Consider the following 19655-nt stretch of genomic DNA (forward strand, 5'->3'; position numbering starts at 1 on the left):
CGAAGCGGGGGGCTGGGGGCGGCAGCCGCCAGGGAGGGTCACCCAGACGCCGGGCAACCCTTGGCAAGAGGGCATGTGTCACAACCCCCTGCCGTACCGCCGGAGGCAACCGCCACCTATCGTCGACGTCATGTTCGCCGTCTACGCCGCCCGAATCGACCGCGACCAGCCGCTCAACGGCCTTGAACTGGGAGACCGTCCGGCTCCCGAGGCCCGTTCCGGCTGGAGCACCGTCAACGTCAAGGCCGCCTCCCTCAACCACCACGACCTCTGGTCGCTGCGGGGCGTGGGCCTGCCCGAGGACCGACTGCCGATGATCCTCGGCTGCGACGCCGCCGGCGTCGACGAGGACGGCAACGAGGTCGTCCTGCACTCCGTCATCGGCCAGTCCGGCCACGGCGTCGGCCCGAACGAACCCCGCTCCATCCTCACCGAGCGCTACCAGGGCACCTTCGCCGAGCAGGTCGCCGTACCGACCTGGAACGTGCTGCCCAAGCCCAAGGAGCTCTCCTTCGCGGAGGCGGCCTGTCTGCCGACGGCCTGGCTGACGGCGTACCGGATGCTCTTCACCAACGCGGGTGTACGCCCCGGCGACTCCGTCCTCGTCCAGGGCGCCGGCGGCGGTGTCGCCACGGCCGCGATCGTGCTCGGCAAGGCGGCCGGTCTGCGGGTCTTCGCCACCAGCCGGGACGAGGCCAAGCGGAAGCGCGCCCTGGAACTGGGCGCCGTGGAGGCGGTGGAGTCCGGCGCGCGGCTGCCGCAGCGGGTCGACGCCGTCATCGAGACCGTCGGCGCGGCCACCTGGTCGCACTCCATCAAGTCGCTGCGGCCCGGCGGCACGGTGGTCATCTCCGGCGCGACGAGCGGCGACCGTCCCTCGCACGCCGAACTGACCCGCATCTTCTTCCTCGAACTCAAGGTCGTCGGCTCTACGATGGGCACCAAGGACGAGCTGGAGGACCTGCTGTCCTTCTGCGCCGCCACGGGCGTACGCCCCGTCATCGACGAGATCCTCCCGATGGACCGGGCCCGCGAGGGCTTCGAACGGATGGAGTCCGGCGAACAGTTCGGCAAGATCGTGCTCACCAACGACTGACACCCCATATCGCTGTTGTGGCGGCCGACCCGGCTCCGGGTCGGCCGTCGGCGTTTGTCAACCATGGTTGACGAGTCTGCCTTGTCAACGTAAGTTGACGGCATGACCGAAGCAACGGATCTCGCCGAGCGCGCGGGCGACCGCGATCCACGCGTCGGACTGCGCGCCGTCGCCGCGCTGCGCAGGCTGCTGGAGCAGTTGGAGGCGGTGCAGGTGCGCAGTGCGCGCAACCACGGCTGGTCGTGGCAGGAAATCGCCGCGGAACTCGGTGTGAGCAGGCAGGCCGTCCACAAGAAGTACGGGAGGCATTGATGTTCGAACGGTTCACGAAGGACGCCCGCGCGGTGGTGCAGGGCGCGGTCGAGCACGCGGAACGGTCGGGATCGCGGTCCGTCGACGCCGAGCACATGCTGCTCGCGCTGCTCGACCGACAGGCGAGCCGCGCCTCGTTCGCGCTCACCTCGCTCGGGGTGGCCGGCGAACGCGTGGATGCGGTACGGGAGGCCGTGGCCGAGGCGCGCCGCCGGGCGGGCCTCTCCCGGGCCGACGCGGATGCCCTCGCCGGGCTGGGCATCGACGTTTCGGAGATCGTCGCCCGCGTCGAGGCGGTGCACGGCGCCGGGGCGATGTCCGGCGACCGTGAGGACAGGGGCTGGTGGTCGGGCCGACGCACCTTCAGCCGCGACGCCAGGAACGTCCTCGAAAACTCCCTCCGTACGGCCGTCGCCCGAGCTGACCGCCACATCGGCGACGAACACATCCTCCTGTCCCTCACCAACCGCCCCGGCGTGCCTTCCGAGGTCCTGGCCGAACACGGGGTGACGTACGAGGCGCTGATCCGGGTGCTGTACGGGGGTGGGGAGGCGAAGGCGGGCTGAGGGGGGGGCGAGGGCGAAGGCGGGCTGAGGGGGGGCGAGGGCGAAGGCGAGGGCGACTGGGTCGGTGCCGGTGCCGAGGGGGGCCAGCCGAGCCGCCCCTCCCATCCGTCAGGCCTTCGGCGCCCGCAGTATCGCCCCGAGGTGCGCCGCCGCCGTCGACAAGTGGCGGCGGGCGTCGCGGAGTTGGTCTTCCGTGACCCCGTGGTCGCGGGCCGCGTCACGGATGTCGTCCCGGAAGCGGTCGAGCAGCCGGTCCAGGTCGCGCGCGGGCTCCCCGCTGGAGTCCTCGTGCGCCCACGCCGGCTCGTACTCGGCGGGGAAGTCCTCCGGGGTGTACGAGTACTCGGTCCCCGGCGTGCCGCTGCTGCCGCTACTGCTGCCGGCGCCCTTGCCCGTCGTACCGCCCCGTCCGAACCCGAAGTCCTTCCCGAACTCCTTGCCGAAGTCCTTGGCCAGTTCGGTCAGGCCCTCCCGGACTCCCGTCGGCCAGTCGCCCCGTGCGAAGTGGTCCTGCACCTGCTCCTGGACCCGCTTGGCGATGCGCTGCAACTCCTCCTGCGCCTGCTCCCGGGCCCGCTCCTGCGCCTCCTTGGCCTGGCGCCGCGCCCGCTGGGCCTCCTCGCGGGACCGGCGGCTCTCGTCCTTGGCGCGCCGGGCCTGCTCCTTCCACTCCTGCTTGACCCGCCGCATCTCCTCCTTGGCGGCGCGCCAGGCCTCCTTGTCGGCGTAGTCCGCGAAGTCCCCCAGGGGGCCGTCCTTCTCGCCGTGCCCCTTGGTGCCGGGGCCGCGCCGGGCCTCCGAGGCCGCGGCCCGCATCTCGCGCCGCAGATCGCCCGCCGCGCCGCGCACATCGGCCCGGATCTCGGCGGCGAGCTCCGCGACCGACTCCCGGATCTCCAGCTCCAGGTCGGCCAACTCGCCGCTGCGGTCGGCCAGTTCGGCGCGGCCCGCGTCCGTGATGGCGTACACCTTGCGGCCGCCCTCGGTGGTGTGGGTGACCAGGCCCTCGGCCTCCAGCTTGGCGAGTCGGGGGTAGACGGTGCCCGCTGAGGGTGCGTACAGCCCCTGGAACCGCTCCTCCAGGAGGCGGATCACCTCGTAACCGTGGCGCGGGGCCTCGTCCAGCAGCTTCAGCAGGTAGAGGCGGAGGCGGCCATGGGCGAAGACGGGAGGCATGTCAGAGCACCTTCTTGTCGGTCGTACCGTCGGCCGGGTCGTCGCTGGCGCCGTCGCCCCGGCCGGAAGCGGAATTGTCCCCCGAATCGCTGTGCGCCCCGCCCGCCGGGGTGTCCGCCGGGCCGGCGTCCGTACCTGTGTCCGAGTCGGCCGCGTCCCCCGAACCCGCCGGAACCGCGTCCTCGACCACCGGGCCGATGTCCTCGGGGTCGACGTCCCACGGCTCGTCCTCCGCCGCAGGCCTCCTCAGCAGGGCGATCGAGCCGGAGACCGTCGTCGCCTTGAGGGTGCCGTTGCCCGAGCCGAGCCGGCCGGTGATTCGCTTGGCGCCCCACTGGCCGCTGACCCGGAGGTCCTCGAAGGCGTTCGACACCGTGCCGCTCGCGGTGTTCGCCTCCACCTCCGCGTCGGCCGGATGGGGCAGCCGGATGGCGATCTCGCCGGAGACGCTGGTCAGAGTGATGTCGGTCGGACGGCCGGCCGGATCGAGGTCGACGATCATCGAGCCGCTCACCGAGTCCGCCTTGACGGAGGAGCCCGCCTCGACCACGGTCAGATCCCCTGACACGGAGTTGAAGCGGAGGTCCCCGCGCAGCGCCTGAGCCTCCACGTTCCCCGAGACGGTGTCCGCGCGCACCCGCCCGGTGAGCCCCACGAGGGTGGTGTCCCCGGTGACGCCCTTGACCTCCGCGAGCCCGTCGATCCCCGAGACCACGGCGGCGGCGCCCACGACACCCACCTCCACGCGCGTGTCGGCCGGCACGGCGAGGGAGACGACGGCACTGCGCCGCCACCCCTTCCGGTCCAGCCACTTGAGGAAGCCCTTCCAGGGCAGGTCGTCGTAGGCCACGGTGAGCGTGCCGCGCTGCTGGGTCACCATCAGGGGCGGCCCCTCGATCTGCGAGACCTCAAGACGGGCGGAACCTTCTTCCGTGCCCACCACGTTCACCGTTCCGTTGACGATGCGTACGTGGAGCTCCCTCACGGGCTCTTCGAACGTGAGCTTCCTCGGCTCTGCGAGGGACCACTCGGACATGGTGCAGACCTCCCCGTCACAACGCGCCATATCGCGTCTCCTGCAATTCACGATATATCGCGGCCGTCGAAAGTCAAGACACTCTTTCGGGGATGCTGTCGCCCGAAGCCGACCGGCGACGCGAAATGCAGCAAAAAGCCATGAATCGCCATACTTTGTGACCATGTCGACGGAAGCCCCCCGCCCCGCCCCCTCCGGCCCCGCCCCCGGCGCCCTGCTGCTTTGCCGCGCACAGCCCGAGTCCGTCGCCCCGGCCGCCCACCTGCTGCGCGAACCCATGCTGCTCACCGGCGCCGGCGAGGCCTGGAGCGTCCTGGTCCCCGAGGGCAAGCCGTGGCTGCACGGCGGCGAGCCAGTCGACCGTGTCGTCACCGGCTGGGCCACCGCCCTCGCCGTCGGCGCCCCCTGGCCCGTGCTCGCCCTGTGGTGGGACGCCGACCGCGCCGGCTACACCCTCGCAGCCGGTTTCCGCCGCCCCGTCGGCTACGTCTGGCTCACCAACGGCACCCCGGCGGGCGAGGACGAGGCGATGCGCACCTTCGCGGCCCGCCTGGGCCTGGACCCGGTCCTGGACGTCCAGTCCCTGAACGAACTCACGAAACCGGACCCCTCGGCCGACGCCCGATCGCGCCTACGAGCCCTCCTGGCCGTCCTCACCCGCGCGGGCGTAACCCTCCCCGCGGGCCTGACCCCCGGCGAACCCGCCGACCGCCTCCGCGAAGTCGCCCGCGCCCACCCCGACACGCGCCCCGTCGAATGGCAGGGCTGGCGCGAAACGGTCCGAGCGGAGCTCGACGCGGTCGACGCGAGCCCCCTGGGCCCCTGGCTGCCCTGGTCAGGCACCCCACGCTCCCGAGCCCTGGCCCTCGCCCAGGTGACGGCGGGCATCCCCCTCACCCTCTGGGGCCTACGACACCGCAGCGGCGGCTGGCTCACGGCGGGGGCGCTGCTGCTGGCGCACGGAGCCCTGGGACTGACGTACGAACTGATCCGCCCACGCGACTGAAACCCAAAAAGCGCCCCCGAAGGGGCGCCCCCACACCACACCGACCTACTCGTCGTCGTCCTCGTCATCGAGCCGAGCCAGCCACGTCGCCAGCCGCTCCACCGGCACCTCGAAGTCCGGATTGAGATCGACGAACGTACGCAGCTGCTCGGCCAGCCACTCAAAGCTGACCTCCTCCTCGCCGCGCCGCTTCGCCAACTCCTCGATGCCGCGGTCGGTGAAGTACATGAATGGTGCTCCGTCGGTTCGTGTGAATGGCGCTCAGGACCAGGATAGGCGTGGCGGCCGCGCTTCTGGGGAAGGACCCTTTTCCTCCGGGCAGAAGCGGGGGAGGCTTCCCGGCGGAGGGCAGGGAGCAGTGAGGGTGCAGGGGGCGCACCGGCCGGGGAGGTCGGGCGGAGCCCGCGCGCCCGTGACACGGGGGAGCACCATGGGGCAGGAAGCGACACGGGTGGCCCGGATCGTGATGCCGGACGGGACGCCCGTATGGGCTCGGATATCGGGAACCGATGAACTCGCCGCGCCACCTGGGGAGTTGTCCTACTCGGACACCGGTTTCACGGACCGGGTGGAGGCGAGCGTCGAGAGCCTGCAGTCGCTCGTCACCAGCGTCGCCCGGTCCCTGGCCGCACCGCTGCGCGCGGTCCGGCCCGACGAGGTGAGCGTCGAGTTCGGCATCGAACTGACCGCCAAGGCCGGCAAGGTCGTGGGGCTGCTCGCCGACGGCGAGGCCAAGGCAGGTATCAAGGTCACCCTCACCTGGCAGGGCGGCGGCCCACCGGACCCCGGCGGCGAGGCGCGTGCGGGCGCATCCACCGGCGCTCCGGCGCACGGGGGCGCCGACGCCGGTGCCACCGGGACCGGCGCATGACGAACGGGCACGACGGGGGCGCATCCAGCGACCGGGATGCCGCCCACCGTGCGCTGCGTGAACTCGTCATGGCCGCGACCGTGCGCATTCATCGCACAGGTGTCGGGTATGCCCTCGACGAACCCGGAAGCTTCCTCGGCAGCGGCTTCTTCGTCGCCCCGAACTGGGTTCTGACCTGCGCACACGTGGTCAGCGGCGGGGGAGGGGGCGAGATGGCCGTGGTCTACGAGAACGGGCCGGGTGCCGGCACGTCCCAGGTCGCCTGCGAGGTCGTCGCCACCCTTCCCGACGGCCTCGGGCGTCGGGCGTCCGGCAACTGGCCCGCCCCGGACCTCGCCCTGGTTCAGCTCCGCGAGCCCGTCGACCATGAGTGCGTGTACCTCTCCGAGCGGCCGGCCGCCTACTTCGGCGAGGGCAAGGCCTTCTACGCGGGCTGGACCGTGGTGGCCGGGCAACTGCAGTTCCTGGACGGGACCGTCACGGTGCAGGGCACCATCGGCGGTTCGTCCGAGGGGGTCCAGATGCGGCTCGGCCACAACGACCTGCCGTACGGCGTCTCGGGCGGTCCCGTCGTCGATCCGGTGCGCGGCGAGGTCATCGGCGTACTCAAGTCGCGGGCGGACCACGGGGCCGGCGGCACCTCCACCGGTATCGAGCAGCTGCGGAGGCTGCCGGTGCCCCCGGACGGCGTACGGGCCGAGCACGAGGACCGCTACCAGGCGGTGTGCCACGCCCACGACCGCCACCACCGGGACTGGCACCAGTCGGATTCCGGCCGGCCGACCTGGGCGCAGGTGCAGAGCAGACTGGGCGCCCGGCCAGGCCGCACCCTCACCCCCGGCGAGCGGGCCCAGCTGCTGGGCCGGCTCGCGGACCTACCGCCGCCGGTCAGCACCCGTGCCCTGCTCGACATCCTTGAGGCCCTGCCGGACTTCCAGGCGACCACCTCACCCGCCCCGCGCGGCTGGCGGGACGGGCTCGGAGCGCTGTACGAGAGCGCGCGCGACGACGGCGCGTGGGGGCTCGTACTCGAATACGCCGTGCGCGCCGCGTACGCCGAGCGGCCGTTCGAACTTCCCGGCACGGCGGACGCGGAGAAGGCCCTGTGGGACTGGGTACGGCAGGCCAGGGGAGGACAGGTCCAGCTCCGCCGCCTGGTGCGACTGCGTACGGATCTGCTGCGGCTGAGGCGGCGGTCCGTGGTCGTGGCGGCGGAGCGGGCCCCGGAGCGGCGGCCCCGTCCGTCCGCGCTGCTCGAACTGGTCGAGCGGGGCTGGGAGCGGGACCGCTGGGACTGGCGGGTCTGCGTGGTGCGTCCCGGGGAGGTCGTGGAATGCGTCGGCCAGGACGAGCGCACCGCGACGGACGAGCTCCCGGCGCGGCTCGCCGCCCCGCTCACCGAGGCCTTCCGGCAGTGCGACGAACCTGGCTGGCCCGCGGTCCTCCAGGTCGCGCTGCCCCACGTACGGCTGGACCTTCCGGTGGACACCTGGCGGCTGCGGCCGGGGGATCCGCCGTTGGGCGCGCGCGGCCCCCTGGTGTTGCGCTGCGTCAACCGGGACCGGCTGCCCGGTGAGGGCGGGTTCGGCGCGGAGGGGAGCGACCCCGACGAGGACCGGCTCGACCGCTGGCGCTGGCTGCGCAGCCACGGGGCCCGGGCCCATGTCCTCGACTGTGGCGAAGGAGTGCCCCAACCCGTGCCGGACACCGGCGAGTTGCGCGACCTGTCGCCCGGATCGGTGCCGGTGCTGTGCCGTTACGGCGAGCACCGCTACGAGGACGACGCGGCGGCCCTCGCCCGAATCGTCCTCGGCGGCTTCGGGGTCGCCCTGTGGCGCCGGGGAAAGGGCCGACGGGACGCCGTCTGCGGGGAGTTCCATCGCGGAGCGGCCATCACGGTCGCCGACGAACGCGGCGCGGAGCATCTCCCCAACCGTGTCCACGAGTTGCGGGTGAAGCTCCTCGCGAGCCGTACGGAGGCCTTCTGGGCCAGCGGTATAGCCCTGTTCTACGACGACCCGCGGCAACCCCTGCCCGGCACCGGCGACCTGCTGGAGGCACCTTGACGCAACCCGGCCCATGGGTATACCGGCCCCTTACCAGGCCTGCTGAGGATCGATACCGTGATGCACGTCGAGGCGGCTGCCGTGCTGGACGAGTGACGACGAGGAACGGGACATGACCGAATCCAGTGAGTGGCTCATCTACCGTGGCGCCGGCGAACCCCACGACGGGATCGACCGCCTGCCCGCCCCGCCCCCCTGGCGCGACTTCTCCAGCCGCGACGCGGCGTCGGGCACGGGCGACGGCTCCCAGGACCGCCGGCTCGGCGCCAACCGCCACATGGCGGAACTGCACCGGCCCGGCGCCGAGGAGCTGGAGATGATCAACGCGGCGCTCTATCTGCGCCGCCCCCTGCTCGTCACCGGAAGCCCCGGCGCCGGCAAGAGCACACTCGCCCACTCGGTGGCGTACGAGCTCGGACTCGGCAATGTGCTGCGCTGGTCCATCGTCAGCCGTTCCACCCTCCAGGACGGGCTCTACCACTACGACGCCATCGCCCGGCTCCAGGACGTGCAGATCGCCGCGCAGGGCGGATACGGGTCGGCGGCCGGTTCCCCGGGCGCGGTCGAGAGCATCGGCAGCTACATCCGCCTCGGCCCCTCGGCACCGCCCTGATCGCCTCGGACACACCGCGCGTCCTGCTCATCGACGAGCTCGACAAGAGCGACATCGACCTGCCCAACGACCTGCTCAACGTGTTGGAGGAGGGCGAGTTCGCGATACCCGAACTGGAGCGGCTGGCCGACCGGTTACCTGACGGTGAGGCGGAGGTCCTGACCGCGGACGGCATCAAGGTGCGGGTCCGCGACGGCCGGGTGCGCTGCCGTGCCTTCCCCTTCGTGGTCCTCACCAGCAACGGGGAGCGTGACTTCCCCGCCCCGCTGATGCGCCGCTGCATCCACCTCGAACTCGGCCGCCCCGACCACAACCGGCTCGCCACCTTCGTACGCGCCCATCTCGGCGACGAGGCGGCACGCGCGGGCGACGACCTGATCAACCGGTTCCTGGAACGCTCCCGCAGCGAACTGCTCGCCGCGGACCAACTGTTGAACGCGATCTACCTCACCGACGCGGCCGCCCCGCCCAGCCGTGACCGCCTCGCCGATCTGCTCATCCAGCGACTCGACCGCCCGAGGTGACCCGGTGATGCCCGACGAGGCGGCGCGTCACGGTCCCGATTCCCCCGGCCTCCCCGAGGCCGGACCCGGGACCGGCGGGCCCGCTGCGCCCGGCGTTGACCCGGTCGCCGAACTCGTCGCCCGGCTGCGGCAGATCGGGCTCGACCCCGACGCCGAGGGACTGTGCGACGCCCTCTGGCTGGCCCGGTGGGCGCGGCCCACGCCACCCGCGGAGCCGGCCGAGCCGTCGTCCACGCCCGGCGCCCGGCCCGGCGGCCACCTCCGGCCGGTGCCCGACGGCCCGACCACGTCCGCGCCGGCGTCCGGGGAGCCGCAGCGCGAGCCCGGTCCGCCCGCACCACAGGTGTACGACGAGACCGGCGACCGGCGCGTGGCCCTGTACCCGGTGCCCCAGCACGGCACGTCGGTCGGCGCCGGCCGCGGGCGGGCGGCCCCGCTGCCCGTCGGGGTGCCTGCCGCGCCCGCGTTCCCCGCCCTGCTCGAACTCCAGCGCGCTTTACGGCCGTTGCAGGGCTACCGCAGTGCCGCCCCGCCGCTGCGGTCGGTGCTGGCGGAGACGGAGACCGCGGAGGTGAGCGCGCGGGCGGGCGGGCTCGTGCTGCCGGTGTTCCGCGCGGTGACCCGCGCCGACGCGCGGCTCCAGCTGGTGATGGACGCTTCGTCGTCGATGCGGGTGTGGGACCGGATGTTCGCCGAACTGGAGCAGGTCTTCGGTCAGTTGGGCGCCTTCTGGGACGTGCAGGTCAGCTATCTGCACCAGGGCCCGGACGGCGGACCGGGCGTCAGCCGCAGTCCCGATCCGTACACGGCGCCGCTGCACTCCACCGACCGGCTGAGCGACCCCTCGGGCCGCCAGATCACCGTCCTCGTCAGTGACTGCGCGGGACCCCTGTGGCGCAGTGGTCAGGCCCACCGGCTGCTCCACCAGCTCTCCCGGCAGGCCCCGGCCGCCGTGCTCCAGCCGCTGCCGCAGCGTATGTGGAACCGGACCCGACTTCCCGTCTCCTACGGCGAGTTGACGCGTGGCGAGTCGCTGGGCGGGACCGTGCTGCGGGTCCGTGCGCACGGCGGAGCGGCCGCCCGGGGCGGGCGGGGCGAACTGCCCGTGCCCGTGCTGCCGCCCGAGCCGGTGGCCCTGGGTGCCTGGGCCCGGCTGCTGTCCGGCGCCGGAGCGGGGCCCGTGGCCGGTGCCGTCGGCTGGGTGCGCGCGGATCAGCCGCCCGCCGCCACCGGACGCCCCGGCCGCCGGGCGTCCTCCCTCGAACTCGTCAGCAGGTTCCGCTCCGCCGCCTCCCCGGCCGCGGGGCGGCTCGCCGTCTATCTGGCCGCGGCCCCGCTCTGCCTGCCGGTGATGCAGTTGGTCCAGCGGACCATGCTGCCCGACTCCGGACCCTCCGAACTCGCCGAGGTGCTGCTCAGCGGTCTGGTGGCGCGGGCTCGGGAGGACCATGTCGCGGACGGCGTCCAGTGGTACGAGTTCGCGCCGGGCGTGCAGGAGGCGCTGCTGGCGCCGCTGGGCCGGGACGAGGCCATCCTCGTGCTCAAGCACTGCTCGGAGTACATCGAACAGCACTTCGGCCGGGGTGGCCCGAACTTCCCGGCGCTCGCCCTCGCCCAACTCGGCGACGACGGTGCGGGGCGCACGTTCTCGCCCGGCGCCGGATACCCGGGCGAGAACGGCGACAACGGCGCCGCGCCCCTGGTGCCGGAGCCCTTCGCCGAGGTCGCGGCACGGGTCCTGGAACGGTTCATGCCGCTGCCCGAACAGTTCGCCCTGTACGGCAGCCGGGAGCCCGGCGACCCGGCCGGGGGCCGCGGGCCGCACCCCGCGGTCGTCCGGGCCCGCACCCTGGTCGAGCGCTTCGACCGGGAAGGCATGGTGCAGGACATCATCGACGCCGTGCAGCTCCTGCGCGGCGCGACCGAACACGAGCGGCCGGCGGGCCGGGACTTCGAACTCTGGGCCGAGTACGCCCACAGTGTGCTGCGGCTGTGGGAGATGCAGGGCGGTGCGGAACTGCTGCGCGAGGCCGAGGCGGCCGCCGAGCGCGCGGTCGCCCATCCGCACGCCGTGCGCGAACGCGCCGTGCTGGCACGGGTGTTGCGGGCCACCGCGACGGACCGCAGGCGCCGCGGCGACCAACGTGCCGCCCTCGACCTGCTGCGCCGCGCCGACCGCGAGTACGCCGTCGCCTGCGGCGCGCCCGACCTGGACGAGTCGGAGGCACTGCGACTCACCCTGGAACGCGTGGGCGCGCTGGAGGCGCAGTGGCGTCTCGGTGGCGACAGCGCCCTGCTCCAGGGCGCGGTGGGCATGCTGGAGGCGTTCGCCGACGCCTGGCCCGACCGCCGGCACCGACCGCCCGAACTCCTCCTCGCCCACGGCCGCGTCCTGCTGCGCCTGTCCGGAGCGACGGCCGACCGGGAACAGGCGGGCCGGTACGCGGAACAGAGCGCGCGGTCGCTGCGCGGCGCACTCGACAACGACCCGCAGGAGGCGGGCCTCCCGCGGGTTCGCGTTCTGCTCGACCTGGTGGACGCGCTGCTGGCCGCGGGCAGCGGGCTGGACGACGCACAGGCGCGCGTCGAGGAGGCGTTGCGGCTCACCCGCGAACAGAGCCCGCGCGCCGCCCTGCTGGTGCGCGCCGGGCGCCTCGGCGTGGCGCGTTACGAGGAGACGGGCGACCTCCGTGAACTCCAGGCGGCGGCCGGGCACTTCGAACAGGCGGCCAGGCGTATGCCGAGGGACGCCTCGGCCCATGCCGACCTGCTCGCCGAATGGGGCGAGGTGCTGCTGCGCCGGGCCGCCCTGGAATCCCCCGGCCATGCCGAGGAGGCACTCTCCGCCGCCATCCGCGTTCTCCGGGACTGCCGTACGGAGACACCGGCGGGCAGCACCCTGCTGGCCGGCCGTCTGCTGCTGCTGGGCCGTGCGCTGATGCTCCGCTACCGCGCCCGCGGCGACCGAGTCGATCTGCGCGAGGCCGAGCACCTCCTGGGCCTCGCGGCGGCGGAGGCCGACGACCCGCTGCTGGCCGCGCGGTGCTGGCTGGAGCTGGGGCAGGTGCAGTACGAGGCGTACCGGAGCCTGGGGCGCCCGGCGCGGCTGGACGTGGCGGTGGACGCGTTCCGCGCGGCCGCGGACTGCGCGCGGGAGGCCGAGGAGACGGAGGGAACCGGCCATCGCCGCCAGGACGCGGTGGAACTGGCCGCGCAGGCGCAACACTGGCGGGGTATGTCCTATGAGGCGGCGGCCCGTCCACGGGCCGCCCGTGAGTCCTACCGGGCGGCCCGCGCGGAGTGGTCGAAGCTGCCGGAGGGCAGCCTGGGCACGGGCGGGCCGACGGCCCTGGACACGGCGGAGCGGCTGGCGGCACTGGAGTGAGCGGAAGGCCACGGACGCTCACCGGAGACGAGGGGGACGGTGTGAACGGACACGATGAAGCGGCGCAGGTCACCGGGCGTCCGGAGACGGCGGAGCCACTGCCGGACCTGACGCGGCTGGCCCTGGAGGACCTGAGGACCATTGAGCATCCGGTGCTCCGCGAGGTGCTGGCCGAACTCCGTGAGCGGTCGGCCCGGCCGGGCGAGACGCTCTGGGGATGGAACAACTCCTTCTGAGACCCGACCCGTTCGCGAACGCAGCCGCGGGCGGCGCGGTTTCGGTCGCGTTGTCCATCGAATCGGACAGTGTCGGACGCGGCGCGTTTGCGGCAGGAGACGGGACGGGAAACGGTTCCCTGCGCGCGGGGCCGTGACACGGGCGTACGACATGGGGGTGTTGGTGTGTCCGGACAGGCCGCTCCCGGTCCGATATCCGAACGGCCTTTCCCGTTCCGGCAGTTCATCGTCAAGGTGCACGGCCGCTGCAATCTCGCCTGTCGGTACTGCTACCTCTACGAGGGCCCGGACCACACCTGGCGCACCCGTCCCGCCGCCGCGTCCGCCGAGGTCCTGGACCGCACCGCGTCCCGCATCGCCGAGCACGTCCGCGGCCATGACCTGACCGCCGTCTCCCTGGTGCTGCACGGCGGAGAGCCGTTGCTGGCCGGTGCCGACACGCTCGGCCGGTTCACGGCGCTGGTCCGCGACCGGGTACCGGCCGGCCGCACGGTCCGCGCCACCGTCCAGACCAACGCCACCCTGCTGACGGAGGGCCGCGTGGCGACCCTGGCCCGGCACGACGTCAGCATCGGCATCAGCCTCGACGCGGGGACCGCCGCCGGCAACGCACGGCGGGTCGACCACGCGGGCCGCCCCTCCTGGGCCGCCGCCGCACGAGGGGCACGCCTGGTCGCCGAACGCTTCCCGCGGTCGTACGCCGGAATCCTCGCGGTCGTCGACCCGACGCAGGACCCCGTGGCGACGTACGAGTCCCTGCTCGCCCTCGAACCACCGGCCATCGACCTGCTGCTGCCGCACGGGAACTGGTCCAGCCCGCCGCCCCACTGGGACGCCACGGGGACCGTCTACGGCGACTGGCTGTGCGCGGTCTTCGACCGCTGGTACGCGGCCGGGCGCAGGGCGACGCGCGTCCGGCTCTTCGAGGAGTGCATCGCGCTGCTGCTGGGGCTGCCGGCGGCGACCGAGTCCCTGGGGCTCGCACCCTTCGACGCCGTGGTCGTCGAGACCGACGGATCGATCGAGCAGGTGGACTCGCTGAAGTCGGCCTACGAGGGCGCCGCGCGCACCGGCCTCGACATCTTCCGGCACGACTTCGACGAGGCCCTGCGGCATCCCGGGGTGGCCGCCCGGCAGGCGGCTGCCAGCGCGCTCGCCGGGCAGTGCCGGGTCTGTCCGCTGCTGACGGTCTGCGGAGGCGGGCACTACGCCCACCGCTACCGGGCCGGGAACGGATTCCGGAACCCATCCGTGTACTGCGCCGACCTGCAGCGGCTCATCCGCCATGTGGCCGCACGGGTCGCCGGGCCCACGGCCGCCGCCGTCCCGGTCCCCCTCGAAAGGAACACCCCGTGATGCTCTCGGTCATCCCGGACCGGTCCCTCGACGAACTCGGCCGTGCCGAGGGCGGCCCCGACACGCTCGCACTTCTCGTACGGGACCAGGACACCCGGCGGCTGCTCCTGCTCCGGGTCCTCCTCGACGCGGCGGACGCGGCGGAACCGGCGGTGTGCTCGGCCGCACAGAAGACACGGCTGAGGGAGGACTGGGCGCTGCTGGCCGAGACGGAAGCCGCGGTGCGGGCCGGGCCCGGGCCCGCGGGAGCCGCCGACCGGCCCGCCACGGCACCCGCACGGGACCGGATCCTCTACCCGCTCGCCGGGCCGTGGGCCCTGCGCTGTCTGCGCTGCCTGGACCGGACGGGAGGGCCTCCCGGTCCGGACGGAGCACGTGAACTGCGGCTCGCCCTGGCCCACTTCAGCGCCCTCGCCACGGTGGTTGCCACCCGTGCCGGGATTCCCTTCCACGCACGCCTGACCGCCCACGACGGAATCCTCGTCCTCCCGTCCCTCGGCAGCCTGCACACGGCCCGGCCTGGCGACGTACCAGTCGAAGTGGCGGCCACGGACGGTCGCCTGACGCTGCGTCAGCACGGAGAGTCCGACGTCGTCGTCTTCCTGGAGAGCGGATTCGGCGCCTGGTCCGGTGCGCTCGCCTGGACGCCGGCGCACGCGCTGCCCGGACTGACGCCCGAAGCCGCGCCCATGCCCCTGGATGACCTCGACCCCTACCGGGCGGGCCCCGAGCCCCTCCATCCCACCCAGAGCGGACCCACCACCCTGGACGACGCGGGACGCAAGCGCTGGCTCCAGGCCTGGTCGGGCACCGCGGCGGCGCTGCGCACCGGGGGCGAGCACCGGCTGACGGAGGCCCTGGCGCTGCTGCGCTGCCTCGTGCCCCTGGAGATGCCACCAGGGGCGGAAGGCCGCGGCGGCTGCAGCGCCACCCGGCGGGAGGCGTTCGGCGCCCTGTTCAGCAGCACCCCGCCCTCGCCGGTCGCCTTCGCGGCGACCCTGGTCCACGAACTGCAGCACGCCAAACTCGCCGCCCTGAGCGATGCGCTGGTGCTCCATCAGGACGACGGCCAGCCACGGTACTTCGCCCCCTGGCGGCCCGATCCACGGCCGTACGACGGCCTCCTACAAGGCGCCTACGCGCATCTGGCGCTGGCGGACTTCTTCCAGCGGCGAGCGCTCACCGTCGCCGCCCATCGGGAATCCGCCTGGAGTCAGCACAGCCGCTATCGGGCGCAGGTGGGTGCCGTCCTGCCTGCGCTCGTCGGATCGCCGCAGCTCACCGTGGCGGGACGCCGCTTCGTGGACCAGATGGTCGCCGCCCACGAACGCATGGCCGCGCATCCCGCGCCGCGCGGGCACACCGTCCGGGCGGAGGCGTACCTCGAAGCCGCGCGCACCCTGTGGAGGCAGCGGCAGGCATCGGCCACCCGTCCGAACGAGTGAAGATGCCCGCCGTACCCTGTCCACTGCGCGAAGATCCTTGAACCGAGGCGCAGTTAGTGGCGTAGGGACTTACCACCGCCGTGCCGAGGTTCTAGGATTTTTTGACTGAGCGCAGGAGGCCGCTGCATGTCTGGAGCTCGTATGCCGGTCGGGTCGACCGTGGGGGAAACGGTCGCGAAACAGACCGTCACGATCAGCTTCGCCGGGTTCAACCGGGCCTGGGCGGCCTGGATCGGGCACCGGCTGGAGCGGCGCGGTGTCCGGGTGGTGTTCCAGCGCTGGGACTCGCCCGCCGAGACCCCGCTGGTGGAGCTGCTGCGCGACCTGAAGGCCGCCGAGGGCCGGATCCTCATCATCGTCAGCGAGTGGTACTTCCAACTCGGCCCGCGTACCCACGAGGAGTGGAACGCGGCACTGCGCGAGGTCGTCGTCCCGGATCCCTCCCGCTTCGCCGCCGTCTCCCTGACCACCGCCCAGGTGCCGTCCGCCACCGCGGTGCTCGCCGCCGTCGGCCTCATCAACCTGGGTGCCGAGGAGGCCGAACGACGCCTGCTGGAACGGCTGGACCTGCCGGCCGACCCGCTGCCGGAGCCCGCCGAGGGCACCCGGCGCGGCCCCCGCTTCCCGGCCACCATGCCCGAGGTCTGGGGCGGAGTGCCGCGTCGCAACACGCGCTTCACCGGCCGTGAGCCCCTGCTCAACGACGCCTACCACCAGTTGACGACGGCGGAGCCCGGCGCGGGTGTGGTCACGTTCCACGGCATGTCCGGGGTCGGCAAGACCCAACTCGCCGCCGAATACGTCTACCGCTTCGGGTCCGAGTACGACGTCGTCTGGTGGGTCAACGCCGAGAAGCGCGTCACCTACCGCCGCGGGCTCGCGGAACTCGCCCCCAAGCTGGGCCTGCAGACCGGTCAGGAGTACGGCGAGCGGCTGCGTGCCGTCCGCGACTCACTGCGCCGGGGCGATCCGTACGCGCGCTGGCTGCTGATCCTCGACGGTGCGGACGAACCCGACCAGATCTGGGACCTGGTGCCCACGGGCCCGTCCCACGTCATCATCACCTCCCGCAACCCGGAGTGGAGCGAGCACAACAGCATGCTCCTTGAGGTGCCGGTCTACGGCCGCGACGAGTCGGTGGCGTTCATCCGGCGCCGGGCACCGCGGCTGACCGACGAGGAGGCGAACCAGCTGGCGGAGGCGCTGGAGGACCTGCCGCTGCTGCTGGACCAGACGGCTGGCTGGCTCAACGACTCCGACCTCTCGGTCGAGGACTACATCGGCCTTCTGGAGGGCGGCATCGACGGAGACGTCGTCAAGGTGTCGGCGGACTTCCCGATCGCCTTCCAGACCGCCTGGTCGATACTGCTGAACAAGCTCCGCGAGACCGTTCCGGAGTCGGTCGACCTGCTGCGGCTGTGCACGTTCTTCGCCCCTGGTTTCATCCCCGTACGCCTGCTGAAGGAGATGCCGAGCGACGACCTGCCCGAACAGGTGGCCGGACTGCTGAACGACCCGCTGTTGTGGAACAAGGCGATCAACCAGCTGCGCCAGTACTCCGTGGTCCGGCTGGAGTCCCACGAGGCCGGGGCCGACGAGACGACCTCCTCCGGTGAGTCGCTGTATCTGCACCGCATGGTCCACCAGATCGTGGGCGGCGACATGCCCGACGTGGACCGGCGCGAGTTCATCGACGTGGTGCGCCGCGCCCTGGCCGCCGCGGACCCGCGCAGGCCCACCGACACCCGGCTGTGGCCCGGCTACGCCGAGATCGCGCCGCACCTGAAGTACGCGGACGTGCTCCAGAGCAAGGACCCGAGCGTCCAGACACTGGTGCTCAACTGCCTTCGCTACATGTACTTCTCCGGCGAGTACACGGCCGGCATCAAGCTCGGCGAACGCGCCATGAAGGCCTGGCGGAAGCTGCTCGGCGAGGGTCATCCACGGCTGTGGGAGCTGTCGTTCCACTACGTCAACGTGCTGCGCGCCGCGGGTGAGTACGAGCGCACGGAAGTCCTCAACCGCGCCGCCCTCGAACACCTGCGTGCGGAGCGCGGCCCGGACGACCTGGAGTACCTGCGCGCCGCCAGCGGCCTCGCGGCGGACCTGCGCGGTCTCGGCCGCTACGACGAGGCCCTCGACCTGTCCCGCCGGACCCTGGCGGCCTATCAGGGCCTCCTCGGCGAACAGGACTCGCGCACGCTGAACGCGCAGAACAACGTGGCCGTCACCCTGCGGCTGCTGGGTGCCTACGCCGAGGCCCTCGACATCGACCGCCAGGTGCTGGAGGCCCGGCGGTCCCTGCTGAAGGGGCGCCATCCCTGGACGCTGGACTCGCAGATCTCCTTCTCCATCGACCTGCGGCTGACCGGCCGTTACGACGAGGCCGAGTCGAACCAGGTGCAGAGCCTGCGCGAGAACCGCCTCGTGATGGGGGAGAGCAACCCGCAGACCCTGAAGGCCGAGTACAACCTCGCGCTGTGCCACTACCGCAGAGGGGAGCGCGCGAAGGCCGGAGAACTGCTCGCCCGGGTCCTGGAGCGCGGCGAGCGGGTGATGGGCGAGACGCACCCGTGGACCCTCATGTTCGCCAGTGCCCAGAGCTGCTTCGCGCGGGAGAACGGTGACATCGACGAGGCGCGGGAGCTCAGCGAGGCCGTCGTCGCCCGCTACGAACTCAAGCTGGCCGACAGCCACCCCTTCGTGGCGGGGGCCCGCGCCAACCAGGCGCTGATCCTGCGTAACGTCGGCGAGCGGGAGCACGCGCACGTCCTCATCGAGCAGGCCCTGGCCGGCATGACCTCGGCGGTGGGGGAGAACCATCCCTGGACGCTGGGCTGCGCCGTCAACGCCTCTGCGCTGCGCAACCTGGTGGGTGACACGGAGTCGGCGGCGGCGCTCAGCAAGGACACGGTCGTCCGTGCCACCGAGGTGCTGGGCCGCACTCACCCCCTCACGCTTTCCGCACGCATCGCGCTCGCGGCCGACCTGCGTGGTCTGCGGGAACGTCGGCAGGCGGAGAAGACGGAGCAGGAGGCCCTCTCGGACCTGGAGGCGACGCTCGGCAAACAGCACGTTCACACCATCTCGGCCCGCTCCCGCAACCGCCCGTACTGGGACTTCGAGCCCCAGACGTCCTGACGGGACCGAACGGCCCACCCGGAGCGCGGTTCGGTTCCGCGCTCCGGGAGCGCAGAGTACCCCCTTGGCTTGCTCGTTTCAGGAGCTCTTCCATGACAATCCGCCATGCCACGACGCCAGTACGCGTGGCTCGACTTGCCGCCGGCGCCGTACTCGGTGTGGTGCTGGTGATATCGCCCCGCGGCGAGGCCGCTCCGGTCCGAGCGGTTCCTGCCGTGCACACGGTCGTCGGCTTCGAGCAGGCCGCCGGGACGCCCACGCCGCAGCAGACGGACACCGGGACCGAGCAGTCGCAGGGGGACGGCTGGGAGACCGTCAGGAACGTCACGGGAATTGTGCTGGGCCTGGGGGCGGTGGCAACGATTGTCGGCCTCCTGCTCAAGAAGCGGTGGCGCAAGGGCGATCGGGACAACGGTGATCTCGACCGAACCCGCGCCCTGCTGGTCGACGTGGGTGTCGAGGCCCGGCGCGTCGCCAACCTCAAAGGTGCTGCGACGGAAGGGGAGTTGACCGGCGTGGCGAGGCTCATCCCGAACGTCCAGAACGTGGCGTCGCAGCACACCGGCCGTCTGGGCACCCATCTGGAGGCCGTCGCCGCGGCGATGACGGAGCTCGTCAACAGTACTGTCGACGCGGCGGAGTTCGAACGCGGACTCATCGCGGCGGCCACGTTGGCCGATGTTCCGCAGCCTCTGCGGCTCCCGGTGTTCGCCGAGTGCGTCCGGCGCCAGACACGCGCGGCGGACCGCCTCGTCACCCTGGTCATGGAAGCCGACGAGGAAGCCCGGCGCACGCGTAGATGAGAAGGGCCCGGCCCCCAATCCGG

At 72.7% G+C, this 19655-nt stretch carries 15 protein-coding genes and 1 pseudogene; 13 read left to right on the top strand and 3 right to left on the bottom strand.

Annotated elements, in window-relative coordinates; all coding sequences use genetic code 11:
* Positions 1-130 precede the first annotated feature (130 nt).
* The 3 genes from ACQEWB_RS33140 (at position 131) to ACQEWB_RS33150 (ending at position 1974) form a co-directional block, all read left to right on the top strand.
* Positions 131-1096 carry a zinc-binding dehydrogenase gene (locus tag ACQEWB_RS33140; protein WP_432837509.1) on the top strand — a complete coding sequence of 322 codons (966 nt, stop codon included), beginning with the start codon at positions 131-133 and terminating at the stop codon, positions 1094-1096.
* A gap of 102 nt (positions 1097-1198) precedes the next feature.
* Positions 1199-1408, top strand: a complete 210-nt coding sequence (locus tag ACQEWB_RS33145; RefSeq protein ID WP_432837511.1) for a helix-turn-helix domain-containing protein — start codon at positions 1199-1201, stop codon at positions 1406-1408.
* A complete protein-coding gene (locus ACQEWB_RS33150) occupies positions 1408-1974 on the top strand; it encodes a Clp protease N-terminal domain-containing protein (RefSeq protein WP_432837513.1) in 567 nt (188 codons plus the stop codon). The genes ACQEWB_RS33145 and ACQEWB_RS33150 overlap by 1 nt, the downstream gene beginning before the upstream one ends.
* 108 nt (positions 1975-2082) lie before the next feature.
* Here ACQEWB_RS33150 and ACQEWB_RS33155 read toward each other — a convergent pair whose 3' ends face one another.
* Both ACQEWB_RS33155 and ACQEWB_RS33160 read right to left on the bottom strand, forming a co-directional pair.
* On the bottom strand, positions 2083-3150 hold the full coding sequence (locus tag ACQEWB_RS33155) for a helix-turn-helix transcriptional regulator (RefSeq protein WP_432837515.1): 1068 nt from the start codon (positions 3148-3150) through the stop codon (positions 2083-2085).
* A gap of 1 nt (position 3151) precedes the next feature.
* The gene (locus ACQEWB_RS33160; RefSeq protein WP_432837517.1) at positions 3152-4186 is read right to left on the bottom strand and encodes a DUF4097 family beta strand repeat-containing protein; all 1035 of its coding nucleotides are present in this window, start codon (positions 4184-4186) and stop codon (positions 3152-3154) included.
* Positions 4187-4349: 163 nt separating this feature from the next.
* On the opposite strand from ACQEWB_RS33160, the gene ACQEWB_RS33165 reads away from it, so the two are divergent.
* Positions 4350-5192: a hypothetical protein gene (locus ACQEWB_RS33165; protein ID WP_432837519.1), complete on the top strand. Its 843-nt coding sequence runs from the start codon at positions 4350-4352 to the stop codon at positions 5190-5192.
* Positions 5193-5237: 45 nt separating this feature from the next.
* Here ACQEWB_RS33165 and ACQEWB_RS33170 read toward each other — a convergent pair whose 3' ends face one another.
* Positions 5238-5420 carry a DUF6104 family protein gene (locus tag ACQEWB_RS33170; protein ID WP_432837521.1) on the bottom strand — a complete coding sequence of 61 codons (183 nt, stop codon included), beginning with the start codon at positions 5418-5420 and terminating at the stop codon, positions 5238-5240.
* Positions 5421-5622: 202 nt separating this feature from the next.
* Here ACQEWB_RS33170 and ACQEWB_RS33175 point away from each other — a divergent pair, with 202 nt between their 5' ends.
* The 9 genes and pseudogenes from ACQEWB_RS33175 to ACQEWB_RS33215 all read left to right on the top strand — a co-directional run bounded on the left by ACQEWB_RS33175 (position 5623) and on the right by ACQEWB_RS33215 (position 19632).
* Positions 5623-6063 carry a CU044_2847 family protein gene (locus tag ACQEWB_RS33175; RefSeq protein ID WP_432837523.1) on the top strand — a complete coding sequence of 147 codons (441 nt, stop codon included), beginning with the start codon at positions 5623-5625 and terminating at the stop codon, positions 6061-6063.
* Positions 6060-8129 carry a trypsin-like peptidase domain-containing protein gene (locus tag ACQEWB_RS33180; RefSeq protein WP_432837525.1) on the top strand — a complete coding sequence of 690 codons (2070 nt, stop codon included), beginning with the start codon at positions 6060-6062 and terminating at the stop codon, positions 8127-8129. Before ACQEWB_RS33175 ends, ACQEWB_RS33180 begins: the two co-directional genes overlap by 4 nt.
* A gap of 112 nt (positions 8130-8241) precedes the next feature.
* Positions 8242-9266: pseudogene (locus tag ACQEWB_RS33185) on the top strand (AAA family ATPase).
* Between the two features lie 7 nt (positions 9267-9273).
* Positions 9274-12651 carry an SAV_2336 N-terminal domain-related protein gene (locus ACQEWB_RS33190; protein WP_432837527.1) on the top strand — a complete coding sequence of 1126 codons (3378 nt, stop codon included), beginning with the start codon at positions 9274-9276 and terminating at the stop codon, positions 12649-12651.
* A 41-nt stretch (positions 12652-12692) separates the two neighbouring features.
* A complete protein-coding gene (fxsA, locus tag ACQEWB_RS33195) occupies positions 12693-12887 on the top strand; it encodes an FxSxx-COOH cyclophane-containing RiPP peptide (RefSeq protein WP_432837529.1) in 195 nt (64 codons plus the stop codon).
* 165 nt (positions 12888-13052) lie between these two features.
* Positions 13053-14243 carry an FxsB family cyclophane-forming radical SAM/SPASM peptide maturase gene (locus ACQEWB_RS33200; protein WP_432837531.1) on the top strand — a complete coding sequence of 397 codons (1191 nt, stop codon included), beginning with the start codon at positions 13053-13055 and terminating at the stop codon, positions 14241-14243.
* Complete coding sequence (locus ACQEWB_RS33205) at positions 14243-15688, top strand: aKG-HExxH-type peptide beta-hydroxylase (RefSeq protein WP_432844153.1); 1446 nt, start codon at positions 14243-14245, stop codon at positions 15686-15688. Before ACQEWB_RS33200 ends, ACQEWB_RS33205 begins: the two co-directional genes overlap by 1 nt.
* A 126-nt stretch (positions 15689-15814) precedes the next feature.
* Positions 15815-18829, top strand: a complete 3015-nt coding sequence (gene fxsT, locus ACQEWB_RS33210; RefSeq protein WP_432837533.1) for an FxSxx-COOH system tetratricopeptide repeat protein — start codon at positions 15815-15817, stop codon at positions 18827-18829.
* Between the two features lie 92 nt (positions 18830-18921).
* A complete protein-coding gene (locus ACQEWB_RS33215; RefSeq protein WP_432837535.1) occupies positions 18922-19632 on the top strand; it encodes a hypothetical protein in 711 nt (236 codons plus the stop codon).
* Positions 19633-19655: the final 23 nt, after the last annotated feature.

The sequence above is a fragment of the Streptomyces sp. CA-249302 genome (assembly GCF_050936785.1).
Classification (GTDB): domain Bacteria; phylum Actinomycetota; class Actinomycetes; order Streptomycetales; family Streptomycetaceae; genus Streptomyces.

What these genes read in the sequence shown, in the direction of transcription:
- ACQEWB_RS33140 (WP_432837509.1), top strand. Translation starts at nt 131, where the DNA reads ATGTTCGCCGTCTACGCCGCCCGAATCGACCGCGACCAGCCGCTCAAC.
- ACQEWB_RS33145 (WP_432837511.1), top strand. Translation starts at nt 1,199, where the DNA reads ATGACCGAAGCAACGGATCTCGCCGAGCGCGCGGGCGACCGCGATCCA.
- ACQEWB_RS33150 (WP_432837513.1), top strand. Translation starts at nt 1,408, where the DNA reads ATGTTCGAACGGTTCACGAAGGACGCCCGCGCGGTGGTGCAGGGCGCG.
- ACQEWB_RS33155 (WP_432837515.1), bottom strand. Translation starts at nt 3,150, where the DNA reads ATGCCTCCCGTCTTCGCCCATGGCCGCCTCCGCCTCTACCTGCTGAAG.
- ACQEWB_RS33160 (WP_432837517.1), bottom strand. Translation starts at nt 4,186, where the DNA reads ATGTCCGAGTGGTCCCTCGCAGAGCCGAGGAAGCTCACGTTCGAAGAG.
- ACQEWB_RS33165 (WP_432837519.1), top strand. Translation starts at nt 4,350, where the DNA reads ATGTCGACGGAAGCCCCCCGCCCCGCCCCCTCCGGCCCCGCCCCCGGC.
- ACQEWB_RS33170 (WP_432837521.1), bottom strand. Translation starts at nt 5,420, where the DNA reads ATGTACTTCACCGACCGCGGCATCGAGGAGTTGGCGAAGCGGCGCGGC.
- ACQEWB_RS33175 (WP_432837523.1), top strand. Translation starts at nt 5,623, where the DNA reads ATGGGGCAGGAAGCGACACGGGTGGCCCGGATCGTGATGCCGGACGGG.
- ACQEWB_RS33180 (WP_432837525.1), top strand. Translation starts at nt 6,060, where the DNA reads ATGACGAACGGGCACGACGGGGGCGCATCCAGCGACCGGGATGCCGCC.
- ACQEWB_RS33190 (WP_432837527.1), top strand. Translation starts at nt 9,274, where the DNA reads ATGCCCGACGAGGCGGCGCGTCACGGTCCCGATTCCCCCGGCCTCCCC.
- ACQEWB_RS33205 (WP_432844153.1), top strand. Translation starts at nt 14,243, where the DNA reads ATGCTCTCGGTCATCCCGGACCGGTCCCTCGACGAACTCGGCCGTGCC.
- fxsT (WP_432837533.1), top strand. Translation starts at nt 15,815, where the DNA reads ATGTCTGGAGCTCGTATGCCGGTCGGGTCGACCGTGGGGGAAACGGTC.
- ACQEWB_RS33215 (WP_432837535.1), top strand. Translation starts at nt 18,922, where the DNA reads ATGACAATCCGCCATGCCACGACGCCAGTACGCGTGGCTCGACTTGCC.